Raw genomic sequence first — 23,203 nt, 5'->3', positions numbered from 1 at the left:
CTGAAAACCGCTATATTTCAAGTCTTTCTATTGCTTTTTCTTAGCTGCAGCAGAAATTGGTAACTGCAAATTCCGATCGTAGACGAACTGGTTGCGAATTTGTATTTCCAGTTTGGGTAGAGAATCATTAGGATTGAGTGAATCTTGGGGAGAAACTCGCAATGTATACACACCAACAGGAACTCCATCAAGACGATAAAGACCAAATTCATCCGTCACACCAGTGATGACACGTGCGCCTGCACCGTTGATCAGTTCCAATCTTACTTTTCCTAAGGGCTGACCTGAAATATTGGTGATGCGACCAGCGATACCAAATTCGGGTCTAACGGGAAAATCTACACTCGTGACTGCAGAGGTTGCTACCTCCGCTACAGCAGAAGACTTCATAATCGAAAGTTCTACAGGTAATTCCTCAGGTTCTAGTTGAACAACGTAGGTACCCTCCCGCAGATTGCCCACAAAGAAGTTACCTTTGGAATCAGTTTTTGCCACACCAGCTTCTTGGTTCTGGTTATCGTAGACTCGAACAATCGATCCGCCTAAGTCAAAGTCTTTAGTTTTTCCTTCTATGACAAGTCGCCCAGCAATTCCTCCCCTTTCCTTACTGATACCAAAAGATTCAGCAGGGGCAATTCTTCCACTTAAAAAAGATAAATCTGATACTAGGGACACCGTCAGGCGATCGTCGCCCAATCCCCCGTAACCTTTACTTCTAGAGGGAATACCTTGATAATCAACTCTAGCTAAGAGACCTGGAAGTACGTGCATACTAGCACCAGCAATCGGTCCTACTTGTCCATCGCTATAGGCTAGACCTAGATTCCAACTGAGTTTGCTAAGACTATTAGGTTGATGACCGATACTAACAGAATAGCGAGGAGCCAAGCTATCCCCAAATTCTGTCCCGAAAGACATCCGATAATTACGGCTGAGGTTATAGCTCAAATCAGAAATGTATGCATCGCCATAAGTGCTAAAAGACACTCTTGTTGCACTATTTGGTTGATAGAAAGCATTAAACAAATATCGCCCATCAATATCAGGTCTGCCGTTTAAAGATACGTTAGAGAAAGGTCGTGCATAAAAAGTAGGCAAAATGTAATTAGTAGCATCGTTACTATCATCTTTTTGGCTGCGGGCAACAAATCCCACATTTAAAAAATTACCAACGCGATAGTTCAATTCCAGACTATGGTTATATCGCTCTGTATTATTTTTTCCCGTATATCCTTCCGGAAGAGACCGAGAATTGGCTCTGATATCCAATCGGTTTAGCTGTACATCTAAATCTGCTGAGTAGCCGAGCTTACCATAAGAACTACCAACGCTTCCAGATAAAATAACTGGATTAGCTAAACGCCAAATCAAACCTGCTTGGGTTTGAAGTGTATCAGGTGCAGCTTGAAATGAACCTTCTAAAGTTAAATTATTTGAAAGCCCTTGTCTCACTTGGTAAAATCCAACCAGTTGATTATCGTTAGAGGAATCGGAATTACTAAGTAGATTTTGGGCTAAATTTCCACTTAGTCCTACCCCAGCTAGCTGTACATTACCGCCTGCGGGTAATAACAAATCAGACGTATTAATTCTGGCTGAGCGAATTTCAATAGGTACGCGCAAATTATTGCGATCGAAAATGACAACCTCAACTTCACTGCTTTGAGCTACAGGCAAATTGACATCAATAAATTCGTATCTGCCATTAAATCCAACTTGCTGTTGTGCAACTACAATTCCTCCAACTCTCAGTTGTACAAAGCTTACTGGGGGAGCTTGGCCCCGGAATGTTTGTCTGGGGTTAGAACTTCTAGGTAAGATCTCATTGGCACTGGAATTTGAACCAAACGTTTCAGGAGGTAAATTGGTATAACCTACTTGAAATCCTGTCAGGTCTAATCCACTAAATAGGTTATTTAAACCGAGTTGCTGGCGACCTAATTGATAGCGAAATTGTCCGCTACGTTTGTATATATAATATTCACTAATATCGGGAGTATCTTCAAAATTATTCTCCATCCGAAAGCGATAAGCAAAACCTAAAAGTCTACCCCCTAAAGTGGTAGAAGTTCGGAATTCCGAATCTCCATTACTGTTAGAAAAATTTAACTCTTGTTGGAAATTTGAAATTAAGTTGCTAGGAGGTAAAAAGTCTGGTTTGAGGTCATTTGCTGAAGCGCTGCGCTGTCTGAGATTTCCTTGCCAGGGTAATTCAGTCAATAAAGTTACATCTGCAGTATTTAACTCTATCTTTATTTTTAATTCTTCTTGCAGCTTGGCATTAGTAATATAACTAACACCGTTGATTTGCTTAAGAGAATCAGGTTGTAACTTGACAGACCCTAAAGGAGTACTTAATTGCACAACGCTGTCAGATATTTCAACGCTAAATCCAGCAATATCAGCAAATTTTTCTAGAGGAATGAGAAGAGTTCTTCCTTCAGAAATAATATCTAAAGTACCAACTTCACGACCGTTAATAACTACCCCTACTAAAAAAGGTTCTCCTGCTACTCTTGCTAACTCAATACCACCGTTAATAGAATCTTTTCCTTGAGTAGGACTATCAATAGTAGATATTGGCTGTGTTGATGTGGCGAGTTGCTGAGAATTTTGACTGTCGGCTTGAACAATATCGCTAGTAGGATTTTTGAGGGAGCCAGTGAGAGAAAAATTTATCAAACCTTGTACGGCTGCCAAAATTTGACCAACTGCATTTTTTCGGGTAAATCTATCTAATGCGCCAATCAGTTTCTGGTGATTGAGTTTCTCAGCAGGATTATTAGCAGGCTTTAGCTTGTCTGTTATGCTCAGGGGTGCAGTGGCTACTGTCTCGCGATCGCCAACAGAATCTATAGGAATCGATGTTTGCTCTAGCGTTGAATTAGCGATTTGCTGAGAATTTTGATTGTGGGCTTCGACAGCATCACTAATAGGATTTTTCAGAGAGCCAGTTAAAGAAATATTAATAAGTTCTTGTACGGCTGCCAAAATTTGACCCATCGCATTTTTTTGGGAAAACCGATCCAAAGCGCTAGTAAACTTCTGGTTATTAAGTTGTCCATCAGAATTAGCATCGACAGGATTGATTTTATCGGTTGTAGTCAAAGGCGCAGAGGCAGTTGTTCCTTCTTCAAGTGCTAAATTGTTAGCTGTCGGTGAACTGTTTTGAACTGAAGTTGATGCTGAAGTAACTGGTGAAAAACCTATTGCAGGCTTTTGTTTCCGAAGGTGTGCCTGCGAAATAAAAATGTCAGATTTCTTTTGAGAGATACAATTTACAGTTTTTCCTTCAGACTTAGTCAACACTTGCCTAAGTCTGTCGCCGAGTCGATCTGATGCTTGAGGCTGCTGTGATATACAAACCAACGATTGTGCTGTTGTTACGCTCGTAAGACCACTGTTTTCAATTGAAGGTTTTGTTGGCTTCTTCACAGCCGGAGTTTTTTCTGTAGATTGTTCGCTCCTCACGTCTTGAGGTGGTAAGGTAATAACTATTGGTGGGGGTACAGATGGTAGAGCTAGGTACAGCATAAGCACAAAGGTTCCAATATCCAGCGCATATATAGGAAATGAACTGTAGTAAATAAAAGCTCAGGAGCTATAGAATTTTTTGGTAGCAAATTGACTCAGGATTGCAGTAAAAGCACCCTGATAATGAGAGATATTTGCAAGAGTAAAAGTTATTTTTGAGTAGCAGATGAAGCCGGAATCGTAAAGGGAATACCTTGATCGATGCGGGTTCCACTCAAATCACCGTTAATATCTAAAACATATTTACCTGGAGGTAATTTTTTGCTTATAGGTAATAGAAGCTGACGGCGAGTCCCAGGCAACACAGCAGAAAAATCCAATAATCCGGCATTTAAAACATTCTCTGGAAGTTTTGCTTGGGGATTTTCTACATCAGGCAAGGCTTTTGTTGCTGCAGCCCCAGGGTATTTTGCTGCAGACCAAATGGCATATTGACCTTTTACGCGCACATGAGCATTTCCCGTACTGGAAATATCAAATACTGCTGTTGCGCCATTCGGTTTAGTGTCCACTCTCACAGAGTTTAACGCACCAACTCTTTTGATTTCTCCCGAATAGCCGTAGATCACAACACCTAAACGACCAATGGCAACTACAGCCTGCGAGTCTTCACCTCCTGGCGGAACTTCTTCTAAATAAAGCACAGCACGGTGTTCGCCAGGACTAGGCTTGACTTTAGGACGAATTTCAAAGCGTATAGTCTGAGAACTACGGGGAGGGATTGTAAATCTAGAGGGAGTAAAAACAATCCACCGATCCAGAGATTGCTCTGTAGATTGAGCTTCTTGAAATTTATTATCTTCTGTAGTCGTCCAAGTCCGAACGTAAGCTTTCATTTCCACTGGCTTGGAAGACAAGTTTGTCACATTAAGTGATTGAGTACGTGTTTTGTTATTAAATTCTATTTCAAACCGGGGTGGGCTCACGCCTACTTCCATCGCAGTAGCAATTGGTATCCCTAAGGCTAATGCCCCAATTAAACTTAGCGCTATACATCTAGGTGTTTTAAACATCGCTCTTTTCACTTTCTCACACAGTAAATATAAAAAACTTAATTTACTTCAAACTTAGTAGTCCAGCGCGGCGTAAATAAGGCAACCATTAGTAACAGCTAAAAAGTTTATAAGAAAACCTTTTGCGCCTGCTCTGCCCTCTGATGGGCATACTTTTGCCTTCATGTACTAGTCCCATATCCCTACATACAGCTACTGTTTCTATCTTGCAGGCATACAGATAGCTGTCCAGAATAGGTATCTGCAATTCCAATATTGTTAAGATTAAGGAATTGCAGGGTCACTCTTCCCTGCACAATCGCTGTATTGGTTTTTGAATCGGTAGAGATTATTTCAACCGAATTATCTAGAAATTGCACGTTATTAAAAGGATTATTCTGTTGCCCCTGCTGAAGTATCAGTTTATAAGTTGCTTTGAGAGGCAACTGCAATTCGTCTAGACGCACCCGCATCTTCCATAGAAATTGGCGGGGAATGCTCTCACTAAAGTTGGGAGGATTTAGTAACTCTGTTTGATTATTTACCGTTGCGCTTGCTTTTCCATTGGGGAAAAATTCGGCAGACTTTAAGAGAGAAAATACTACTGTTTGAGGTGAAATATTGTTGAATTCGATTGGATCTTTTGGTTGAGGCGTCTGTTGTGCCAAGGCTTGAAGTTGTGGTATGGCAAACAGCGCCAAAATTATACTCAAGCATTTTCTCATATTGCGTTGCCAGCTCGTTTTCTTAAAACTGACCCTTGTGCAAATTGTATTTGCAAAAAGTTGACTGTGGCTGATATTGATTTTGGATTTTAGATAGGGATTGAAAATATGTTACTGATTATCCAGTTACTTAAAAATCCAATCCCTCAATTTCTGGCTGTAGGTTAGTTTGCGTTAGCTAATTTCTTTTTTTAGTATCAATTCGTGCCTACTTGATTCTGGAAGCAGGCATAACACCTGCACCAGAATTTGCCGTCTCTATAACGACGGTAATTAGAATTTAGGTAACGCTTCGACGCGGATTTTAGCTCCTACATATTTGCCTGCTGCAGTAGAGGTCAAATCGAATGACAGTTCAGCACCTCCGACTAAAGGTTTTGCTGTCGTAGGTTTTGTTGTATCTGTAATCACAGCTTTAGCATCTGACAAAGTTGCTGTTGCAAATCTACCATTTGGTGAAGCAATTGTATTTGTGAGTGTCGTTGAACCTGTAACAGGTGTAACAGTAACATCAACACCGTTAGAACTGTTAGACCAAACGGCAAATAACTCCTTCACTGGCTTCTTAATAGTTCCAGCTGCTATTTCACCAATACCTACAGGTGTTGTTCTGTCAATTGATGTTGTACCATCTGTAATTCTGTTTATAGTATCGACATCCTTGTCTAGTGAACCCAAATCCTGGTTGGTAATCTGCAAGCTAACAGTCTCGAAAGTACGCAAGAATAGGACTGGGGATACAGTGATTTCAACATTTACATCTTGCTGAACGGCTTGAGCAGGTGCTGCAAACAGAGAGCTACCTAAAGCGGTAGCAGCAGCTAAAATAGCAACAATTTTGTTTTTCACGATCGAATTTGCTCCTCGCTGTAAGTTTTGTCAATTGTGGAAATTTGATGGACTCTCGTTTCCTTACGCATCCAAATAAATTGGATTTTAATAATGACTGTTTGATAGAATTTTCCTGGTAAGCCCGAGAGTAGATTTAAAAATGAAATTCAAAAATTTTTTATAAAAGCTCTACACTTCACCTCCCAATGTAAGAAATAAAATTCTGTCAATTCGTTTCGTACACGCGTTTAAGAACAACTTGCTAAGGTTAGCAATGCCCATCTTATTTTTCGCAGGGGCTGTATCGTTGTTGTTCCAAAAATCCCTAATATTTTTACTTTTTGAAGCGGTACAATACAGGAAATCGCTGTGAACGAAACAATATAAAATACTTTTTGATGTATCTTGAAAGATGCTAGAAAGACAACTAAAAGCAATATTGTATTGTTTGTGTAATTCATTCAAATTACTGTTTTTTGTATGAAAGGATTTTACAAACTTTGCCATATTGGTTGACTCACTTCTAAGAAAATGCACCTTTAAGAAACATCTTTTCTTATTCCTAACTTTGTAGTTTTGCAAAGTTAAGTTATTGTTATATGATACGTTCTGGAATTGAATTAGAAACTTTGTGTTTTTAGTAAGTTTCTGTTGTTTAGATTACCCAGATTTGACAAGAACATATCATAATTGAAAAATTAATTTATCAATTTTTCAGCTTAGTGCTGGAATGCCCTCGTATCAGCTTTACAAAAAGACTTTAACCCTTTCAACTCAAATATAACTTCAGTAATAATATGGAATTCTGCGGGGTGCAGTGCTCAAATAAATCAGTAATGGCACTTAAGTAATATATAATGAAGTTTTACTAGAAAAACTGGGGAACATTAGGATTCTTTCAAAAGTCTGCCAAACCCCTTCAATTTAATGTTTTAGAGGGCGTGGGAAAGAAGATATTTATCAGTCAAGTAATTCCACGCAAGCCTGTTTTTGCGGATGCAATGACTGAATTTCTCTTGAGTCAGCATATTGAGGAGATCTATTAATGCTAAGTAATTGGTAATTAAATAGCTCGGTCAAATTAACAGATCTGGATAATCGTCCTTACTGGTTAGTGGTTAGTAGTACAAAACAAGAACTTCATATTTATTCATAGAGTAGAGTTGATTTTTACCAACATACTTAATTGCTAGCCACTATCCATTAACTACTAATCACTAACTACTAACCACTAACAATCCTCCTACCTCATGTTTCAAATTACCCGTCGCCGTCTTGCCCTTTGGTATACCGCCATCACAGCTGTACTTCTGCTGCTGTTTGCAAGTGGAGTGTATTTGTATGTCCGCAATACCTTAATTGAACGGATGGACGATACCCTAAATCATGTGGTGGAAGTTGTAGAGCGATCGCTTGTCATTGAACCAGTCAACTCAGACTCAGGTCAATTTCGCGTTAATATAGAAGCCAGTTTTCGGAACAACGCTGACACAGTAGAAGACGATCGCATTGACCTAGAGTGGTTTAGTCCTACAGGCGAACTGCTGTGGTCTACTTTATCGCAACCCCTAAATATTCCGCTACATCCAAATATGACAGGTGAAACTGTCAAAGTTATTAGAAATGAAGACAAGGAGAACAAGGTAGCCATTTCTCCCTTGTCTCCCCCCTCCCCCTCTTCCACTTCCCCACCCCTTCTCCTGCGACAAGTCACAGAGCGAGTACAAATAGGTCGGCAAGTTTTGGGATATTTGCGAGTGAGTCACCCCTGGTTTGAAGTCACCAAACCCAGCCGCCAGTTGATTTTTGACCTAGCACTGGGGACTGGATTAATGGTTATTTCTGTTGCAGCCAGTGGTTGGTTTCTTTCAGGTAAAGCTATGGAACCAGTGCGTGAGTCCTATCAACGTCTCAAACAGTTTACGGCTGATGCTTCTCACGAACTTAGAAGCCCAATTACCTTAATTCAAACTAACGTGCAAGTTGCTCTTGCCGATTTAGAGTTAGCAGAAACAGAAGGTGTAACTCCCCTTTACTACAAACAACAATTAAAGGTTGTAGAACGACTCACACAACGTCTGGGTAAGTTAGTGAATGACTTACTGTTCTTAGCAAGGCAAGATAGCGGTATCAGTAAAGAAATTTTTACCTCTTGTCCTCTTGATGCTTTGTTGATGGAAGTCGTTGAGGAACAACAACTGTTAGCTACAGAAAAAAATATCACTTTAACTTTAGAATTAATCGATCCACCCGCTTCACAAACAAATCATGAATTAATAGATAATTGGTTCGTCATGGTTGGAAATTGGGATCAATTAATACGGTTATTTACAAATTTAATTGGTAACGCCTTGCAGTATACTCTACCTAGCGGACAAGTGAATGTTACCCTAGCACGTATAGAAGCAACAAATCGTGTTTCTGGGCTGCGTCACAGTAATGGCTATCTGCAAATTAAAGTAAGCGATACAGGAGTTGGAATTCCTTCAGAAGCAATACCCCGCTTGTTTGACCGATTTTATCGAGTCGATCCGGCGCGTACCCACAAAACAGGAAACACGCGATCGCAAAGTTCAACAGGTTCTGGTTTGGGGCTAGCTATTGCTCAAGCAATTGTCCAAAACCATCAAGGTTACATTCAAGTGGACAGCACACAAGGTGTAGGTACCACGATCGCAGTTACTTTCCCCATAACTCTTGAAAGTTAGTGGTTAGTTGTTTTTCTACTAACTACCAACTAGCATACAATGTTACCTATGACAGAGAAACAGGTGTTTCCTGTGACAGATGTAAAGTGCTCGTATTACCTACTAATTTAATGGCAATGCTTGATGAAGTGAGCCATAAATTTAACATCTAGCAGTTTCGTACAACTACTTTTAGATTCTCTCTATTTTCCAAGTAGTTTTGCAAGCTGCTAGTTTACTTTTGGCAAAATGACTTCAAATTCAATGCATTAAAGACAATGCATGAAGGAGGGTTAGATGACAATACCCATTAGAGAAGATGTTGCTTATATTATACTAAAAAAAATACAAGAAACCGGGCAGGGAATGCACAAAGTTGAATTCACTGAAACGGACTTGGCAGGAAGACAAATGACCCCAACAGATCTTTTAGGTCATTTGGATTACCTGAATCAAATGCAGTATATCAATGCTGAATTTACAGGCAATGCTTACGGTAACCAGGAAGACGTTCCCGAGGTTGCCAACCCCAAAGAAGTTGATTTCAGAATTGCCAATACTTTTGGCGCAGCAGATGGTCCTCTGCCACATTTAATCACCTTTAAAAAGGCAGAACTGACACAGAAAGGTCAGAAAATGCTGGAAAAAATGGAGGCAAATCCTCCTAAAGCATTAAGAGAAGGACCAGCAGTTCCTATTGCCACTAAAGATATGCCTTTTTTGGAAAAGGTTAGGCTTAGAGGCAACCTTGAAGATATCTTTGATGCTAGAGACGTAACAGAAGTTGTTTATCGAGTCATGCGTGACTTGATGACAACAGAAGCTGCTGACCGAGTTGCAGAAGAACTACACAAACCAGCTGAAATCACTGAAGATAAATCTCTGCAAATGGAAATTGCAGATCTGTGGAAAGATACCAATCCCCTTGTAGGGTTCCTCAGTCGGGTTCGTCCACCTTGGCAAGGTCCTGGCATTTTCAAAATTGACTCCGATCGCTTTTTATTCAGAGTGGCAAATGAAGGGGGATTACAAGCTAATGTAGACCGCGAACTAGTTGTCAAAGCTGTCTTTTCTGCCACAAAAGACGAATTATCACAAGAAAGAATTCAGGAAATTGCCAGTTGGTTACCCGAGCATGTTCGCGAGCTTTGGGAAAAGGCTTAATGGGTAATGGCTAATGGCTGATGGCTGATGGCTGATGGCTAATGGTGCGGTTCCTTCGTTTTTAGGTTTACCTGGGAATATATTCTTTTCTATCCCTCGTTCCCAGGTTCTACCTGGGAATGCTTTCTTCGAGGCTCTGCCTCATGTGTCTGCTTTCCTCGTTTCTAGGTTTACCTGGGAATATATTCTTTTCTATCCCTCGTTCCCAGGTTCTACCTGGGAATGTTTTATTTGAGGCTCTGCCTCATGTGTCAGTTTGTATTGAAAATATTCTAACTTTTGATATAAAGACTATTTAAGCTAATAATTCTTTTCATGACTATAGTAAGAGTTCTAAATAATTAGAAATTGTTATTATGGTTGTATCGAATTTAGAAATATTCAAGACCTTATGTAAAGAGGCAATATATATGCTATCTCATCACATAATAAGGTTCTGATAAGGTTGAAGTGCCAAGGTGAAGACAGGGTGAGTCAATGGTCTTTATTAAAATGCTGCTGTAGGGAGGCTTTTTACCATCTCTGTAGACATAAAATTCATTACGTTGAATAAACCATGTTGTCTTATTATTTAAGGCAATTTTTATAAAAATTTTCGTGCAATTTTAGTCAATATTTATTGGGAGGTAAGCATGAATAAGCCATATCAAGTATTTAACAAATCGGTTGTTTTTTTTGGTGCTATTTGCGGAGGATTGCTCTTTGGTTTGTCCTCTATTCCCCAAGGCGCGGTAGCTCAGCAACTCCAGCAACCTCAACCAAGATTAGATTCCAAAGTTAACCCATGTCCCAGAATTTTCTATGAAGAACCTCACAATAATAGAGTTTTGGTTCCTCAGGGATGTCCACCCAATGCTTTAACTCGACAACAGTCGTCTCAAGGTGGTATTCCCACAGGCGCTGTCCCAGCTAACCCAACTGAAGAACAAGTAAGGTTGGGCGTTGGCGGTGAGGCTCCTGATAACGCAAATCAAAATTATTCTGGTAGACAACAGGGACAAGTTTCTGTTATTGCACCGCCATCACCCAACCAGCAACAATCTCCTATCGCTTCAGTCACACCTACAAACGGACAAGTTTCTGTCAAAATCAAGAACGACACAAACGCTGCTATTAACTATGAAGTCATTGGACACACAGAACGGCGCGTTCTTGCTGGAGGACAAGAAGTTGTTCTGCAAAACTTGCCAGTACCCGTAACTATTACTACCGTTCGTCAAGATAACGGTTTTGTCCGAGTGATTCCAGTCTCTACTAAATCTGGAATGATTGAGTTTTCTTTAGATGAACAAGCAAATCCCGGTAACGAACAGGGTGTTATCAGAATTCAACAAAGCGGACAAGTTTACTTGAATTAATGCTAATGGCTAATGGCTAATGGCTAATAGTGCAATTAGCTATTAGCCATTAGCCATTATCTTTTCTTTTTCGATCTAGCGGCGACTTTACCTTGAATCTGTCTCATTTTATCTAGCAGTTGCACTTCTAATTTGTTTTCATCAAGGTTTCTTGCTAAAATAACTGCTCTTTCATAAAAATTGCGAGCAGTTGGAAGGTCTCCCATTTGCTCGTATAACTGAGCGTATACCTCAAAGGATCTTAATTCTTCTCGCCGACTGTTTAATTCTTTTGCTAGTGTCAATCTCTTTTCTAGTAAGTCTAGGGCGCGTTCGTAACGTCCAACACTACCATGGGCAATGACCAAACCGTCGATCGCCCGTAATTGATTGGTGCGATCGCTTGCTATTTTAGCTAACCCGAGTGCTTCGCCGTAAGCGCCAATTGTCCCTCGGTAATCATTGGCTGCTGAGTAAGCATCACCGAGATTATTTAGGGTATTGGCTTGACCGAGGACATCATTGAGCTGACGGCGGTAAGTCAAAGCTTTTTCGTAGAGTTTAATGGCTTTGTTGTACTCTCCCAATCTTGCAGTTGCCAAACCCAAACTGTTTAATGACAGCCCTTGACCTTCAATGTTCTTTAATTTAGTGGCAATTTCTACCGCTTCTATCAAGGTTTGGAAAGCAGCTTTATTTTCTCCTTTCTGTAGAAGTAAACTGCCAATGTTATTTAAGCCAAAAATCTGACCCTGGAAGTCTTTTAGATCGCGGGCGATGGCCAAACGTCGGCGCATGGCATCTTCTGCTTCTTTATAAAGACCCAATTTGACGTAACCCCTGCTAAGAGCATCGTAAGTCAGACCTTGTGCTTTGAGGTCTCTAATTGAGTGATAAAGCTCTAGTGCTTTTAACCACGACTGAACTGCTTTGTCCGAACTTCCTTGCTGGTACTGTTGTTCTCCCTGACGCTGCAACTCATCTGCTCGAGCTGTTGTTTCTCTGACCATTGAGCGATCGACAGGACGGTGCAGTTGTTCGGTAATGTCGCCCGCACTTGCAGCAAATGGATATAGCAAAACAACCAACAGCAAAATATAATTTGCTCCTGGCAATAAATACCCTCTTTTCATAAAAATTTTCCGTGCTATTACGGTTTTAAGTAAACGGTTTAAACAAAAATTAAAAATTTACCAACCCAATAACACGTTATACCGTAAATTTACGCTACTCCAGGTTGAAGAAAATTTTCGCCTAAGTAGATAGCGCGTATATCTGTTGGTAATTTTTCCTCTAACATACGATAACCTTCTTGGAGAAAATTTGCTACCTCAATAGGGGCGATCGCTTCGCCTTCGGCTTGCAGGTAAGCAGCAATTCTTGTTTCGCTCCAGTGGAACGTTTGAGCCATCACCACGATCAATCGCAACATGGGAGGTAACCGATCTAAAGCTTGTTCCACATAACACCAAAGTGGCGGAGAAGTGGTTTTCAGAGAATAATGAATCGCTTCGGTGGGAGGTAATTGAATTTCGTTAATACACAAGGCAGTCATATTAATCAGCCAGTTCTGTAAGGTCAGACCTTCCCTAGCAGACAGACCGCTGTTTAAATCCAAGCCCCGAAGTTCGTGATAAATGTGTCGCCAAGTGAGAGCGAACAAATAATCCGCTTGCACGGGCGATCGGGCGGAGTGCCGAATCAAGGTATAAACTATAGGAGTGTACCGACAAAAAACTGCTGTAAAGAATCTCCCCGCATCCGGGTTTTGTTGAAACTGAGTCAGCAGTTCTTGGTCGCTTTGATGAAAGAGCGACTTGACCAATGGATGATTGGCTTCAGTAAAATGAGGTATTTGTATCATTGAGATAAGAGTATGTTGCTAGAATTAGTGTAAAAGTGGCAATCTTGTTGTTAACCGAAATATTATCCTGCTGTCAGCCCACCAAGGCTGAACAGTTAGAATGTATCTTAATTGATACACTAGAGATACAAATTTAACCAAAATCTTACATCTACAAACCTTAAAAAGCGGATATCCTTATACAGATCAAACGTATTCATGATTATAATTGCCAACGTGTTACAATCCCTGTCTATTCCTCACATCATCGGATCGTTTTTGCCCTCCCTACCCTTAGACAGCATATTTTCTACCCAGGGCATCATGGTGATGCTACTAGCCGCATATGCTGGTGCTATGTGGATGTTTCTGACCAGCGCCCCAAAAGTGCATACTGTGATGGTGTCCGATCTAGAAATAGCAAGGCAGTTGTACGAAGGGCTGCTCGATTTACCAGCAGCAGAAGTTCCCTTGCACTATTACTACAACTACGAGCAAACCATTGGTGCAACAGGAGTCGATCCGTTGTACCTGTCTAGCAGCCCTTCCCTAGCTGGTAGTAGAATGACCAACGCCAGTGACGGGCTTTGGTATCAGCTCAAGAAAAATACTCAGTTACATGTCATTACGGGAGCGAGTATAGGCACTAAAAATCAGCAACGCCATGTTTGCTTCGATCGCGACTGCTTGGAAATGATTTTAATGCGAGTCGAAACCCGTGGTTTGAAATTTAAAATTCGCAACCAAAAACCCCTCAACTTTTTAGTTAAAGATTACGAAGGGCGAATTATCGAGATGGCTGAAGTAGCAAATTGAGGGATAATGGCTAATGGCTAATGGCTGACAGCTAATGGCTAATGGTTCACGTAGCTATAAAAGGCATTGCCTAACAAATATTTCATACGGTGGGCAATATGCCCACCTAACTCTATCAATTATTACCATTAACTGTATGCCTTCGGTACCTACGCAATGCCATGCTACACCCCCAAGGCTATACAGCTATCGCATCCCAAACGCGAAGCGTTTCCCAAGGCGTGGTAAACCCACCTAGAGAGCTAGTCTCACCATTAGCTATTAGCCATTAGCCATTAGCCATTAGCCATTAGCTATTAGCCATTAATTCGACCTATACACCCAACAAAAATTTTCTGCTAATTTTTCCAGCAATTCCTCTGCCAGATCCAGTAACTCGAAATCGTTACATTTAGCACTTGTAAGAGCTTCACTATCTGTAGTTGTGATACCATCAGCTAGAACTTTCTTGACAGCAAAAAGTCTTTCATGAAATTCGAGAATACTTAAACATTTCTCTAGCTCATTCGCAATTTCTTCTAAAGGCTTAGATTCGTTATTGAAGTGCTTGCGTATTCTAATGGCTACCCAATCATTGCTTTCTAGAAATCCAGTTATAGCCGCCACAATTTTCTGGCGCTGTACTTCTTCGTCTTCACCCTCTCCCCAGTTTTCCAACCAATCTCCATCTACATCATCAACATACAAGTCTACAGAGTCAATACCATATGTCATCCAGTCAATCTGTAATTTTCTTGCTTCTTCTAAGTGTTTCAGAAACGTTGTGAAACTCGCGTGACCGTCAGAAGATGTTTCTTTCACCATAATGACAATATTTTAGTTAATAATGCTTTTTTTAAAAAAGAGTAAATGTCACAAACCTGCAACTATAAATTTAATTTTAAATAAACGCTTATTCTCAAATGATCGCTGTTGTACAGCACTACGTTAACTATCTGATTTATGCCATCTATTGTATTGGGGTTGTAACTTAAGAAAATACCTCTATCCATACCCCAATTTTGTAGGGTATTTTTCCACTCATCATATTTTCCTTGCAAGAATTCATCAGAGAGACTGGTGATTTGGCTGCAAAGTGGCTTTTGCTGCTTGTTACTTACAATTATATCAGTTGCCATTGACAAATCTGCAATATAGCACTGCCAAAAAGTTCCTTCACGTCGGACGACTTCAGTAGCTATGGAGCGCAAAAGCATGGTATCTGCTTGACTAAACTCACCGGACATTAATTTTTGTTTCCAAATTAAGAATTTTGAATCATTCTGTTCCAGCCATTTGGGAAATAGATAACCGTACCAATATCTTTCTGTTGCAGTCATTTGCTGATAATACAGTTGTCGTTCTTCTTCTGAGGTTTGCGCTTTGATGTCTAACCAAATTTGAGCATCCCTAATAATTTGTTGAAGAAAGAACATGACAAATTTCTTAGATGTCAGCGACCCCAGCTTTACATCTTTAACCCAACGATTTACCTCGTCTAATCTTTTCGCTAAATTAGAGTCGATGGAAGATGCTTCTTTCAGGAGTGCTTTTAGTCTATCTTTTATCTCTTTTGCTTGCAACAGATGTTCTACCTCAAACCATGTTATATTCTATATCCCGTAATATGACTCGTACTTAATATAAAATATACAGGTTTGTTGGGTACAAATTGTCAATTGTAACAGACCCTTTTACATTGTCTTATGGCGACAGCAGTTTTTAGGTAATTTAATACAGCACTTTCTTATAGAAATGTAACGCACCTCTTTCTAGTGGAACGGGCGTCCCCGCCCGTTCATACCGGGGAAAGCGGGCGTCTCGCCCGCCCCACAAGATTTTTATTGAAAATTTAGGTGTGCAAATTAAAATATTTTTAGCTTACCTGAGTCAGTTCTGTTGTCGTCTTTTACTTGTACCTAATAAAATCCCTACATAATAAAAAATATGTAATGCTAGTACTTCTTTTGGGATTAGCTCCTCTTGATGTAGGATATTTGTAGCCCAAGCCTTTAAGAATTGAGGAAATTTGTTATCAAGTTTGTCATAGTGTTTCTCTCTGCTGCAATTCCCGCAGTCTAATCCGTGCAGGTTCTTTATCATACCATTAGATAGGCTTTAAACGTAGTAAATCAGGGTCAATCGTAGTAAAACTGTATTCATAACCATCGGAGCGATGAATCAGCTTGAAGTATTTTTGATTGACTCCGATCCGATGACCGTTAATTAGCACTTCTACTCCTTTAGGAGTTGGAGTTTTAACTCTAGCACGATAAATTCCCGCTTTAATATGTTTACGGTTTTCTGACAAAGTGCAAATCACATAATCACCTGCTGTCGCATGAGTATATTTCTGATTTTTACTCACTAACTTAACTTCTTTTTTACCAGTCATGGGATTCTTTTTGATACTAGCAATTGCAGGAAAGCCCTTAGCATTTACTCTTTGAACCTGTCTTGTCCCATGACCAGTACAAGTAACAAGCAGTGGTTGGCATACACGCAATTTCACAATTTGGTCAGTTCCCACGCATGCACTATCGAGCCAGTGAGCCTTTGGCAATTGACTTTGAATCCGAATCATCTTGGTAGACGCACCATCACCTGAGATAACTGGTAACTCAAATTGGTGTGCCATTTCAAATATTGCTTTACGAGTTGAGTTAACTGCGGCGGCGTCTGACAATGATTTTTTCTGATGTGCTTTAATTTTTTTCAATATTTCTGGTTGATTTTTCAGAAATTGCTCTACTGGTTTACTACCTTTTTTCTGATTACATTTTTCACACGATAAGGTGAAATTTGAAAAGCGCTCGCTACCACCTTTACTTCGCGGATTGATGTGTTCTATTTGTAAGGGGACATCCGTCAGACCACAATAAACACACTCTCTTCCCCAATGCTCTAGAAGTGCTTCGCGTAGCGTATATCCAAACAGCGTACCCTGCTGATATTCAATCCCCTCAATATTTGGTGCTTCTATTTTTTGCAAGTCAAATTTAACAGATTCAATTGCAATTGATTTAATGGGAGCGACCTTAAGCAACCGTTTAATCCAAGTCTGGGTAGTTAACAAACGATGTTTCAAAGATGGTGGTAACCAACCATAGGGCTTTTTGCGGTCAAATCTCTTTTGACGATAACGAAGTCTTCTTGACCTTCTAGAACGACGAACACTGGCCCTTTTGATTAAATCCATTTTAATGGCTAATCCCCGATGCTCTAATTCCATTGCCCAGACTACTTCATTCTTATTTAAGTCTACTAACGAAAACCCGCTATACTTAGAACCTGGGTCAATTCGTAATTCTAATAATGGTTCTACATTTTCATCAACCTCCTTATCTAGAATTAGAGTAAATGGAAATAACTTCAATTTCTTAGCTTGACCCTGTGCTTGAAGAATTCTAGCTCTAGCTGGCGTTGTTGGTTTTAATATTTTACCGTTCTTGCTTAAAACGAATACAGAGTTGGTAATCATTTGATTAACTCCCTGTGCGGGGTCTAGTTTGCCTCAACACTGCTTTTAAACTTCACGGGGTAAGGTTCGGTGTTGCACTGTCGCAAAGCAGCCATGTTCCTCCCTCGACGCTTGAGACTGGCTAATCTCATTAAGTCATCATTTAAAAGCGGACTAAAACTCTTGCGAGTAATACAGAATAAACAGTTCTGTACTGAGTTATGGTGAAGTCAGTTAACCGAATTACTCCGGTTTACTACGAATTAATCCGTTTTGCGAACTTCTCCTTCTCCCGAATAGCACCGTCATATTTCTTCATAAAAGCGTGGAGAACTACGAAACACTGAGGAGTAGCGGTTGTCAAGATAAATCGAGGGTTATGCTCGCTCTTCGTCATGCGTAACTCATACAAGTCATCCTCACTAATTGAGTCCTCTAAGGTACATGATGGCTTGACCATCATGTACCTTAGACCTGCTTAACTCAACTGTTCGTGCTTAAACTTTCCTTTAATAGACTCGTTAAAGTATTTGCCATCGGAAGGAGCGTTCTCTAAAGCTTCCTTGACTTCAGGAGGCACTTTGTAATATTCATAAACGCTACCACTACTGAATTCAATTGTCAGTGTTTGAGTTGCTGAGTTGTAGTCAAATCCCTTAATAACGCTACTAGAAGGTTTTAGCAATGGAAATGCGATCGCATCCCGAATGCTAGCACAGTCTGTTAACACCATCACCAAGCGGTCAATTCCAATTCCCAAACCACCTGTAGGGGGCATACCGTATTCCAGCGCCGTCAAGAAATCTTCATCAACCCCATGCGCTTCGAGATCGCCAGCCGCTTTGCGTGCTGCTTGAGCTTCCAAACGCTGTCTTTGGTCGATAGGATCGGTCAACTCGGAGAAACTATTGGCAGTTTCCCTTCCGACGATGAATAACTCAAAACGTTCTACAATACCGGGCTTGGAACGATGGGGTTTTGCCAGTGGCGAAATTTCCACAGGATAATCGATAACAAAAGTCGGCTGAATTAAGTTTTCCTCTACCTTTTGCTCAAAGGCTTCATTCAAAAGCTTACCTATTGAGGAGCAATCTTCTATACCTTCAAGACCAGCATTCTTGCTTGCTTCTTTTGCCTCTTCCAAAGTCCCGAACGAGTTAAAATCCAATCCCGTATATTCCTTCACCAAGTCATGCATAGTCGCACGCCGCCAAGGTGGAGTCAGATTCACTGGTGTACCTTGGTAGCTAATTTCGAGCGTGCCGAGCACTTCTTTAGTAACGGTAGTCACAATATCTTCCGTTAATGCCATCATGTCGTTGTAATCGGCATACGCTTGGTAAATTTCAATCGTGGTAAATTCAGGATTGTGACGGGTAGAAACTCCTTCATTGCGAAAAATCCGGCCCAGTTCAAAGACTTTTTCAAAACCGCCAACAATCAAACGCTTGAGATGGAGTTCCGTAGCAATTCGCAGGTACAGTTCTATCTCTAAAGTGTTGTGGTAAGTGATGAACGGACGCGCATCTGCACCCCCTGCTTCCGATTGCAAAACGGGAGTTTCAATTTCAATAAAATCACGCTGTTCTAAGTAGCGACGAATACCAGATGTAATCAGAGCACGGCGGCGAAATGTTTGGCGAACTTCAGGATTAACAATCAAATCGACATAACGCTGACGGTAGCGTTTGGCAACATCCGTCAACCCATGCCATTTATCAGGTAAGGGGAGAAGGGATTTAGTAAGAATAGTGTATTTTTTTACGTATACAGATAACTCGCCCTTTTCAGTTCGTTTGATTGTTCCCTTCGCTCCCAGAATATCACCGACATCTGTGAGTTGCTTCAAATTATCGAAAGCACCAGCAACCTCTGCCATGCCTTCCTCTATGCGCTTTTTCTCCAAGTAAAGCTGAATTGTGCCGGTTTCATCTTGCAAGGTAAAGAAAGCCAGTTTGCCAAAAACACGACGCGCCATAATGCGTCCCGCTACAGCAACTTCAACGTCAATTTCTTCACCGCTAGGCAGATCGGCAAATTTCTCCTGTAGTTCAGCAGCATGATGAGTTAATTCCCCATGATAGGCATAGGGATTCATGCCTAGCTGTCTCAGTTGTTCTACTTTCTCCAGTCGCGTGGCACGAATATCTTCTTCCGACATGATTAACGAACTAATTAGGGCAAGATTTAATTATAATTATGTTCATCTTAAAAAGAACGAACGGGAAACAACTCGCTTCAAACCAAAAAACAGTTGTTGACTAACTGCACCCGTGGAATGTAAAGGTTACTGTTTGTTAAGTGAGAGTAGACAGTTGCATCACTGGCCACTACAGGAAATAAAAGAAAAGCACTCTTGTTGCTTGCCAATCGCTGTCTTCATCTTAAAAATTAACAAAGAGACACTCTATGCAAGGGAAATTACGATTTGAATACGATAGTTCTGGCGACGTCTTGTACATTAGCAAGCGCCCTCCTTACCCAGAACAGGAACCAGCTGAAATTGATTATGGTGTACTTGCTCGTCTTAACCCTACGACTGGTGAGATTGAGAATTTAGAAATTCTCTCTTTCTCGCAAAGACTATCGCAGCATCCTCTTGTTGAACTGCCACTGATAGCAGATTTCCACTTTTCAGCAACTGCATAATCATTTGTGCCATACTCGTTCCTCTACTGGGGAATGTGTAGAGCGAGGCTGTGCTTCGCATTCTCTTGACTGTTGGGTGAGCGATGCCCACCCAACAACAATCCTTGGGAGTTAACCTTAGCGATCGCTAGAATCAGATCTTCTCATTCTGTCTATTTCTCTTTGCAATTCTTCAATTTGCCGACGCAATGTATCTGCCTCTGCTTGTTGGGCGGCTTGTGCTTCTACGTTGACTGCACCCGATGCAGCAGAACGTTGATAGTTTCCCCTCTTAATTTGCCGATATTCTTCCGATTCTAACCACTGTCGCAAATAATGCACGCGTTCGACAGCGAAGGGATGACTTAAAAATGCACCTTGACCCCCATTGTAAATTAAAAATTTATAAATTTGATTTAATCCGTCTGCGTCAAGTGCTTGATAATCCTCTGACTGAAGAATAAACTCTTGTAAGCTGCATTCGTTAGCATATTTAAGACTGCCCCCAGAAACTTTCATCATTGAAGTCATCACTGGGTTCAAGTCATCCATGACTAACAAAGCAGCTCGGTCTGCTGATAACTCGGCTTTACGCCGCCATTCATAAAAGGCGTAAATCAACCCTTGACTCAACAAGTTACCTATGCCTAAAGTTAATTCTCCAATGACAGATGCAGCACCCATCGCCCATATCGCCATTTGAATTAAAATAGTATGACCACATTTAATATGCCCCAGTTCATGGGCTAACACTGCCCTGATTTCGGCTTCGCTTAGCAAGTCTAAGATCCCTGTATTGATGACTATATAAGGATGCTCTTGCCCCAGCGCATAGCTATTCGCGCTTGGATTTTGTTCGACAAACAGTGTAGGTTCTGGATAAATATCCAAATCCCGCACGCATTCTCGAAACATATGGTAAATAGTGGAATATTGACGAGGCCCAACTTGGATGGTGTTACCCATTAGATAAATTAACTGAGGGCGCTCAACAAAAAATTCCATGAATTTCCGGGCGATAAAATCAAACCCCGGTAAACTACGTAGGGCTTCCTCGGCTTCACGGTCCAGGGGGTGTTTAAAGGCTTCACTAGAGATTCCTGTATAAGTTGGCATAACTTAGGGTACCGGCTAATGGTTAATTGCTAATAGCTAATGGTAATGAACAATTAGCTATTAGGCCTTCGTCTTCGCCCTCCCTTGTTCGCCAGTCGCCAGGGCGCGGGAAACCCGCCTGCAGCGCTGGACTCACCAGTCGCCTGCGGCGCGGGAAACCCACCTGCAGCGCTGGACTCACCAGTTGCCTGCGGACGGAAACCCTCCTATGGCAATGAGCATGCCACGCACAAGGGAACGCACTAGTCTCACCATTAGCCATTAGCAACTAACAACATAATGGATTTTTATGGGGCTATTACAAGTAAAAAATGAATTTGTAGGGGATTGAAAGCCAGTGATTGAGGCAGAAGTTCATTTATCACTACATAACTTCCTGCGATCGCAGGCGGGGTTCCCTTCGTGGCCTCATCATTTGACGATGGCACGGTTGGTAGCACGCGCCTTGCGTCTCGGACGGAGTGCTCTTATTCAAGTGGGGGCAGTGAGTGGCTATCAAGGGCGATATCGCACGAGTTTTGTTGCTTCGGCTTTGATGTGGCCCGGTGCGGTAATTATTGTTGCCACCCAATCCGTACAGCAACGCTTGTTGCGGGTGGAAATACCCCGATTGCAGCAGTGGTTGCAAGTCAACAAGCCAATCAGAACGGGGGACTCTTGGCCCGGTCACGACTTCCAAGGGCTACTCCTAATTTCACCCGAGGCTTGGTTAAAAGGGCAACTCATCTCAGATAATAGTTTTCCTGCTGGCATTCCCACAATTATTGATGGGGTAGATGATTTAGAAGATTGGGCGCGTCAACAAATGTCAGTCAGTTTGGAAGCACATGACTGGGATGAACTCATGCTTGCTTACCCAAGCCAAGCAGACACAATTCGTGCTTCTCGGGTACAACTTACCCACGAACTATTTCAACATCCAACCAACCCTTACGAGTGTTATCTCCTAACCTTAGCTGAAGAAGAAGTTTTAAGTCGGTTGTTTGGAGCGTTGGATATAACAAAGACACCAAATGCTTGGCAAAATTTCTGGCATCAATTTAAAGAACGTCACGAAAATCTCCCTCTTCCCCTCTCCCCCTCTCCCCCTCTCCCTCCCTCCCCTCCCCTCCTTTGGGCAACTATTGCTCGCCGTCCGGGTTTGTTTTCTTTACACTGCGCCCCCATTCAATTAGGCAAGAGACTGGAGACCATTTGGCAACGCCAACCTGTTGTACTCGTTGGGACTGCCTTAGAACCAGAAACGGAAGCGCCTTTATTCCGGACTCGGTTGGGTTTGGGCGATCTGACGTGTTTGAAGTTTTCATCGGATAGCCAAACAGAAGCCATTCAATTGTACGTACCTTACCAGTTCCCCTTACCTAACACGCCAGAATTTCAGACAGCATTTATTCATAAAGTACGAACTTTAGTGTGTCTGGGCGCTACAGCTCCCGGTTTGACGGTTGTTATTGTGGGAGATGTACCACTAAAAGCTCAAGTGGGTGCTATTCTCGCAGCTGAGTTCGGTTCGCGAGTGCAGGTAGAAAAAACTTGTTTGGATGAGAAAGGTATTTTGGTGACGGGCTGGGAATTTTGGCGCGAACATCAAAAAGTTTTGCCAGCCCCCCAACTCCTGGTTATTTCCACTTTGCCCCTGCCATCCCTAGAACATCCTTTAGTGGCAGGAAGAGTCTCATACTACAAGCGATCGCATCAGGATTGGTTCCGTCTGTACTTGTTACCAACGGCGTTGAATGAATTGCAACGGGCTATTGCCCCCGTGCGAGAAAGCAAAGGTGTTGTTGCCCTGCTAGATACTCGTGTCATTCTCAGAAGTTACGGCGCTCAAGTTCTGGCAGCCCTTAGCCCTTTGGCACGGATCAATTATCTCGACCCCAGCCTGTTCTCCCCCACCCAAGAAGAAGACTCGGCTTGAGGAGTGTTAGTTGTTAGTGGTACGTAGGGGTGCAAGACCGTTGCGCCCCTACAAGAATTAGTAGGTACAATGCTTGTAAATTCAGTTCACACTAGTAACCAGTGACCATTAACCACTAACTACTAACCACTAATCCCTAACAATCTTCACGCCAAGTCTGTAAATTCAGTGCG

At 41.5% G+C, this 23,203-nt stretch carries 18 protein-coding genes; 6 read left to right on the top strand and 12 right to left on the bottom strand.

Translation table 11 applies throughout. The features are described from left to right. Positions 1-27 precede the first annotated feature (27 nt). The 4 genes from HC643_RS28945 to HC643_RS28930 all read right to left on the bottom strand — a co-directional run bounded on the left by HC643_RS28945 (position 28) and on the right by HC643_RS28930 (position 6,100). On the bottom strand, positions 28-3,534 hold the full coding sequence (locus tag HC643_RS28945; RefSeq protein WP_038075985.1) for a carboxypeptidase regulatory-like domain-containing protein: 3,507 nt from the start codon (positions 3,532-3,534) through the stop codon (positions 28-30). A 149-nt stretch (positions 3,535-3,683) separates the two neighbouring features. Beyond that, positions 3,684-4,547: a fimbrial biogenesis chaperone gene (locus HC643_RS28940; protein WP_038075981.1), complete on the bottom strand. Its 864-nt coding sequence runs from the start codon at positions 4,545-4,547 to the stop codon at positions 3,684-3,686. A 182-nt stretch (positions 4,548-4,729) separates the two neighbouring features. Continuing rightward, positions 4,730-5,239 (bottom strand): hypothetical protein, encoded by a 510-nt coding sequence (locus HC643_RS28935; protein WP_137986583.1) that lies wholly within the window; start codon positions 5,237-5,239, stop codon positions 4,730-4,732. 285 nt (positions 5,240-5,524) lie between these two features. Continuing rightward, positions 5,525-6,100, bottom strand: coding sequence for a hypothetical protein (locus tag HC643_RS28930; RefSeq protein WP_038075972.1), 576 nt, complete (start codon positions 6,098-6,100; stop codon positions 5,525-5,527). Positions 6,101-7,332: 1,232 nt separating this feature from the next. Here HC643_RS28930 and HC643_RS28925 point away from each other — a divergent pair. From HC643_RS28925 to HC643_RS28915, 3 genes are all read left to right on the top strand, one after another. After that, positions 7,333-8,790, top strand: coding sequence for a sensor histidine kinase (locus HC643_RS28925; protein ID WP_038075965.1), 1,458 nt, complete (start codon positions 7,333-7,335; stop codon positions 8,788-8,790). Between the two features lie 690 nt (positions 8,791-9,480). Further along, the gene (locus HC643_RS42425) at positions 9,481-9,933 is read left to right on the top strand and encodes a DUF2267 domain-containing protein (RefSeq protein ID WP_336604408.1); all 453 of its coding nucleotides are present in this window, start codon (positions 9,481-9,483) and stop codon (positions 9,931-9,933) included. Positions 9,934-10,565: 632 nt separating this feature from the next. Continuing rightward, the gene (locus HC643_RS28915; protein ID WP_038075962.1) at positions 10,566-11,291 is read left to right on the top strand and encodes a hypothetical protein; all 726 of its coding nucleotides are present in this window, start codon (positions 10,566-10,568) and stop codon (positions 11,289-11,291) included. A 56-nt stretch (positions 11,292-11,347) separates the two neighbouring features. On the opposite strand, the gene HC643_RS28910 is transcribed toward HC643_RS28915, so the two are convergent. Together HC643_RS28910 and HC643_RS28905 are read right to left on the bottom strand one after the other, a co-directional pair. Next, positions 11,348-12,403: a tetratricopeptide repeat protein gene (locus tag HC643_RS28910; protein WP_038075959.1), complete on the bottom strand. Its 1,056-nt coding sequence runs from the start codon at positions 12,401-12,403 to the stop codon at positions 11,348-11,350. 89 nt (positions 12,404-12,492) lie between these two features. Continuing rightward, the gene (locus tag HC643_RS28905; protein WP_038076141.1) at positions 12,493-13,131 is read right to left on the bottom strand and encodes an RNA polymerase sigma factor; all 639 of its coding nucleotides are present in this window, start codon (positions 13,129-13,131) and stop codon (positions 12,493-12,495) included. Positions 13,132-13,332: 201 nt separating this feature from the next. On the opposite strand from HC643_RS28905, the gene HC643_RS28900 reads away from it, so the two are divergent. Next, positions 13,333-13,929, top strand: a complete 597-nt coding sequence (locus tag HC643_RS28900) for a glyoxalase-like domain protein (protein WP_038075956.1) — start codon at positions 13,333-13,335, stop codon at positions 13,927-13,929. A 303-nt stretch (positions 13,930-14,232) separates the two neighbouring features. On the opposite strand, the gene HC643_RS28895 is transcribed toward HC643_RS28900, so the two are convergent. The 5 genes from HC643_RS28895 to lysS form a co-directional block, all read right to left on the bottom strand. Further along, a complete protein-coding gene (locus HC643_RS28895; RefSeq protein ID WP_038075953.1) occupies positions 14,233-14,733 on the bottom strand; it encodes a hypothetical protein in 501 nt (166 codons plus the stop codon). A 62-nt stretch (positions 14,734-14,795) separates the two neighbouring features. Then, a complete protein-coding gene (locus HC643_RS28890; RefSeq protein ID WP_038075949.1) occupies positions 14,796-15,491 on the bottom strand; it encodes a hypothetical protein in 696 nt (231 codons plus the stop codon). Positions 15,492-16,015: 524 nt separating this feature from the next. Further along, on the bottom strand, positions 16,016-17,389 hold the full coding sequence (iscB, locus tag HC643_RS28885) for an RNA-guided endonuclease IscB (RefSeq protein WP_050046755.1): 1,374 nt from the start codon (positions 17,387-17,389) through the stop codon (positions 16,016-16,018). 235 nt (positions 17,390-17,624) lie between these two features. Further along, positions 17,625-17,828, bottom strand: coding sequence for a type II toxin-antitoxin system RelE/ParE family toxin (locus HC643_RS28880; RefSeq protein ID WP_272900272.1), 204 nt, complete (start codon positions 17,826-17,828; stop codon positions 17,625-17,627). Between the two features lie 18 nt (positions 17,829-17,846). Continuing rightward, positions 17,847-19,529, bottom strand: a complete 1,683-nt coding sequence (gene lysS / locus HC643_RS28875) for a lysine--tRNA ligase (protein WP_038075940.1) — start codon at positions 19,527-19,529, stop codon at positions 17,847-17,849. Positions 19,530-19,777: 248 nt separating this feature from the next. Between lysS and HC643_RS28870 the strand changes: the two genes are divergently transcribed. After that, positions 19,778-20,017, top strand: a complete 240-nt coding sequence (locus HC643_RS28870; protein ID WP_038075938.1) for a DUF2283 domain-containing protein — start codon at positions 19,778-19,780, stop codon at positions 20,015-20,017. Between the two features lie 117 nt (positions 20,018-20,134). On the opposite strand, the gene HC643_RS28865 is transcribed toward HC643_RS28870, so the two are convergent. Continuing rightward, positions 20,135-21,112, bottom strand: coding sequence for a M48 family metallopeptidase (locus tag HC643_RS28865; protein ID WP_038075935.1), 978 nt, complete (start codon positions 21,110-21,112; stop codon positions 20,135-20,137). A gap of 337 nt (positions 21,113-21,449) precedes the next feature. Here HC643_RS28865 and HC643_RS28860 point away from each other — a divergent pair, with 337 nt between their 5' ends. Continuing rightward, complete coding sequence (locus tag HC643_RS28860; protein ID WP_038075933.1) at positions 21,450-23,030, top strand: ATP-dependent DNA helicase; 1,581 nt, start codon at positions 21,450-21,452, stop codon at positions 23,028-23,030. Positions 23,031-23,203 lie beyond the last annotated feature (173 nt).

The organism is Tolypothrix bouteillei VB521301, from assembly GCF_000760695.4.
GTDB classification, from domain to species: Bacteria; Cyanobacteriota; Cyanobacteriia; order Cyanobacteriales; family Nostocaceae; genus Scytonema; species Scytonema bouteillei_A.
This window is presented reverse-complemented; position numbering and strand designations above follow the sequence as displayed.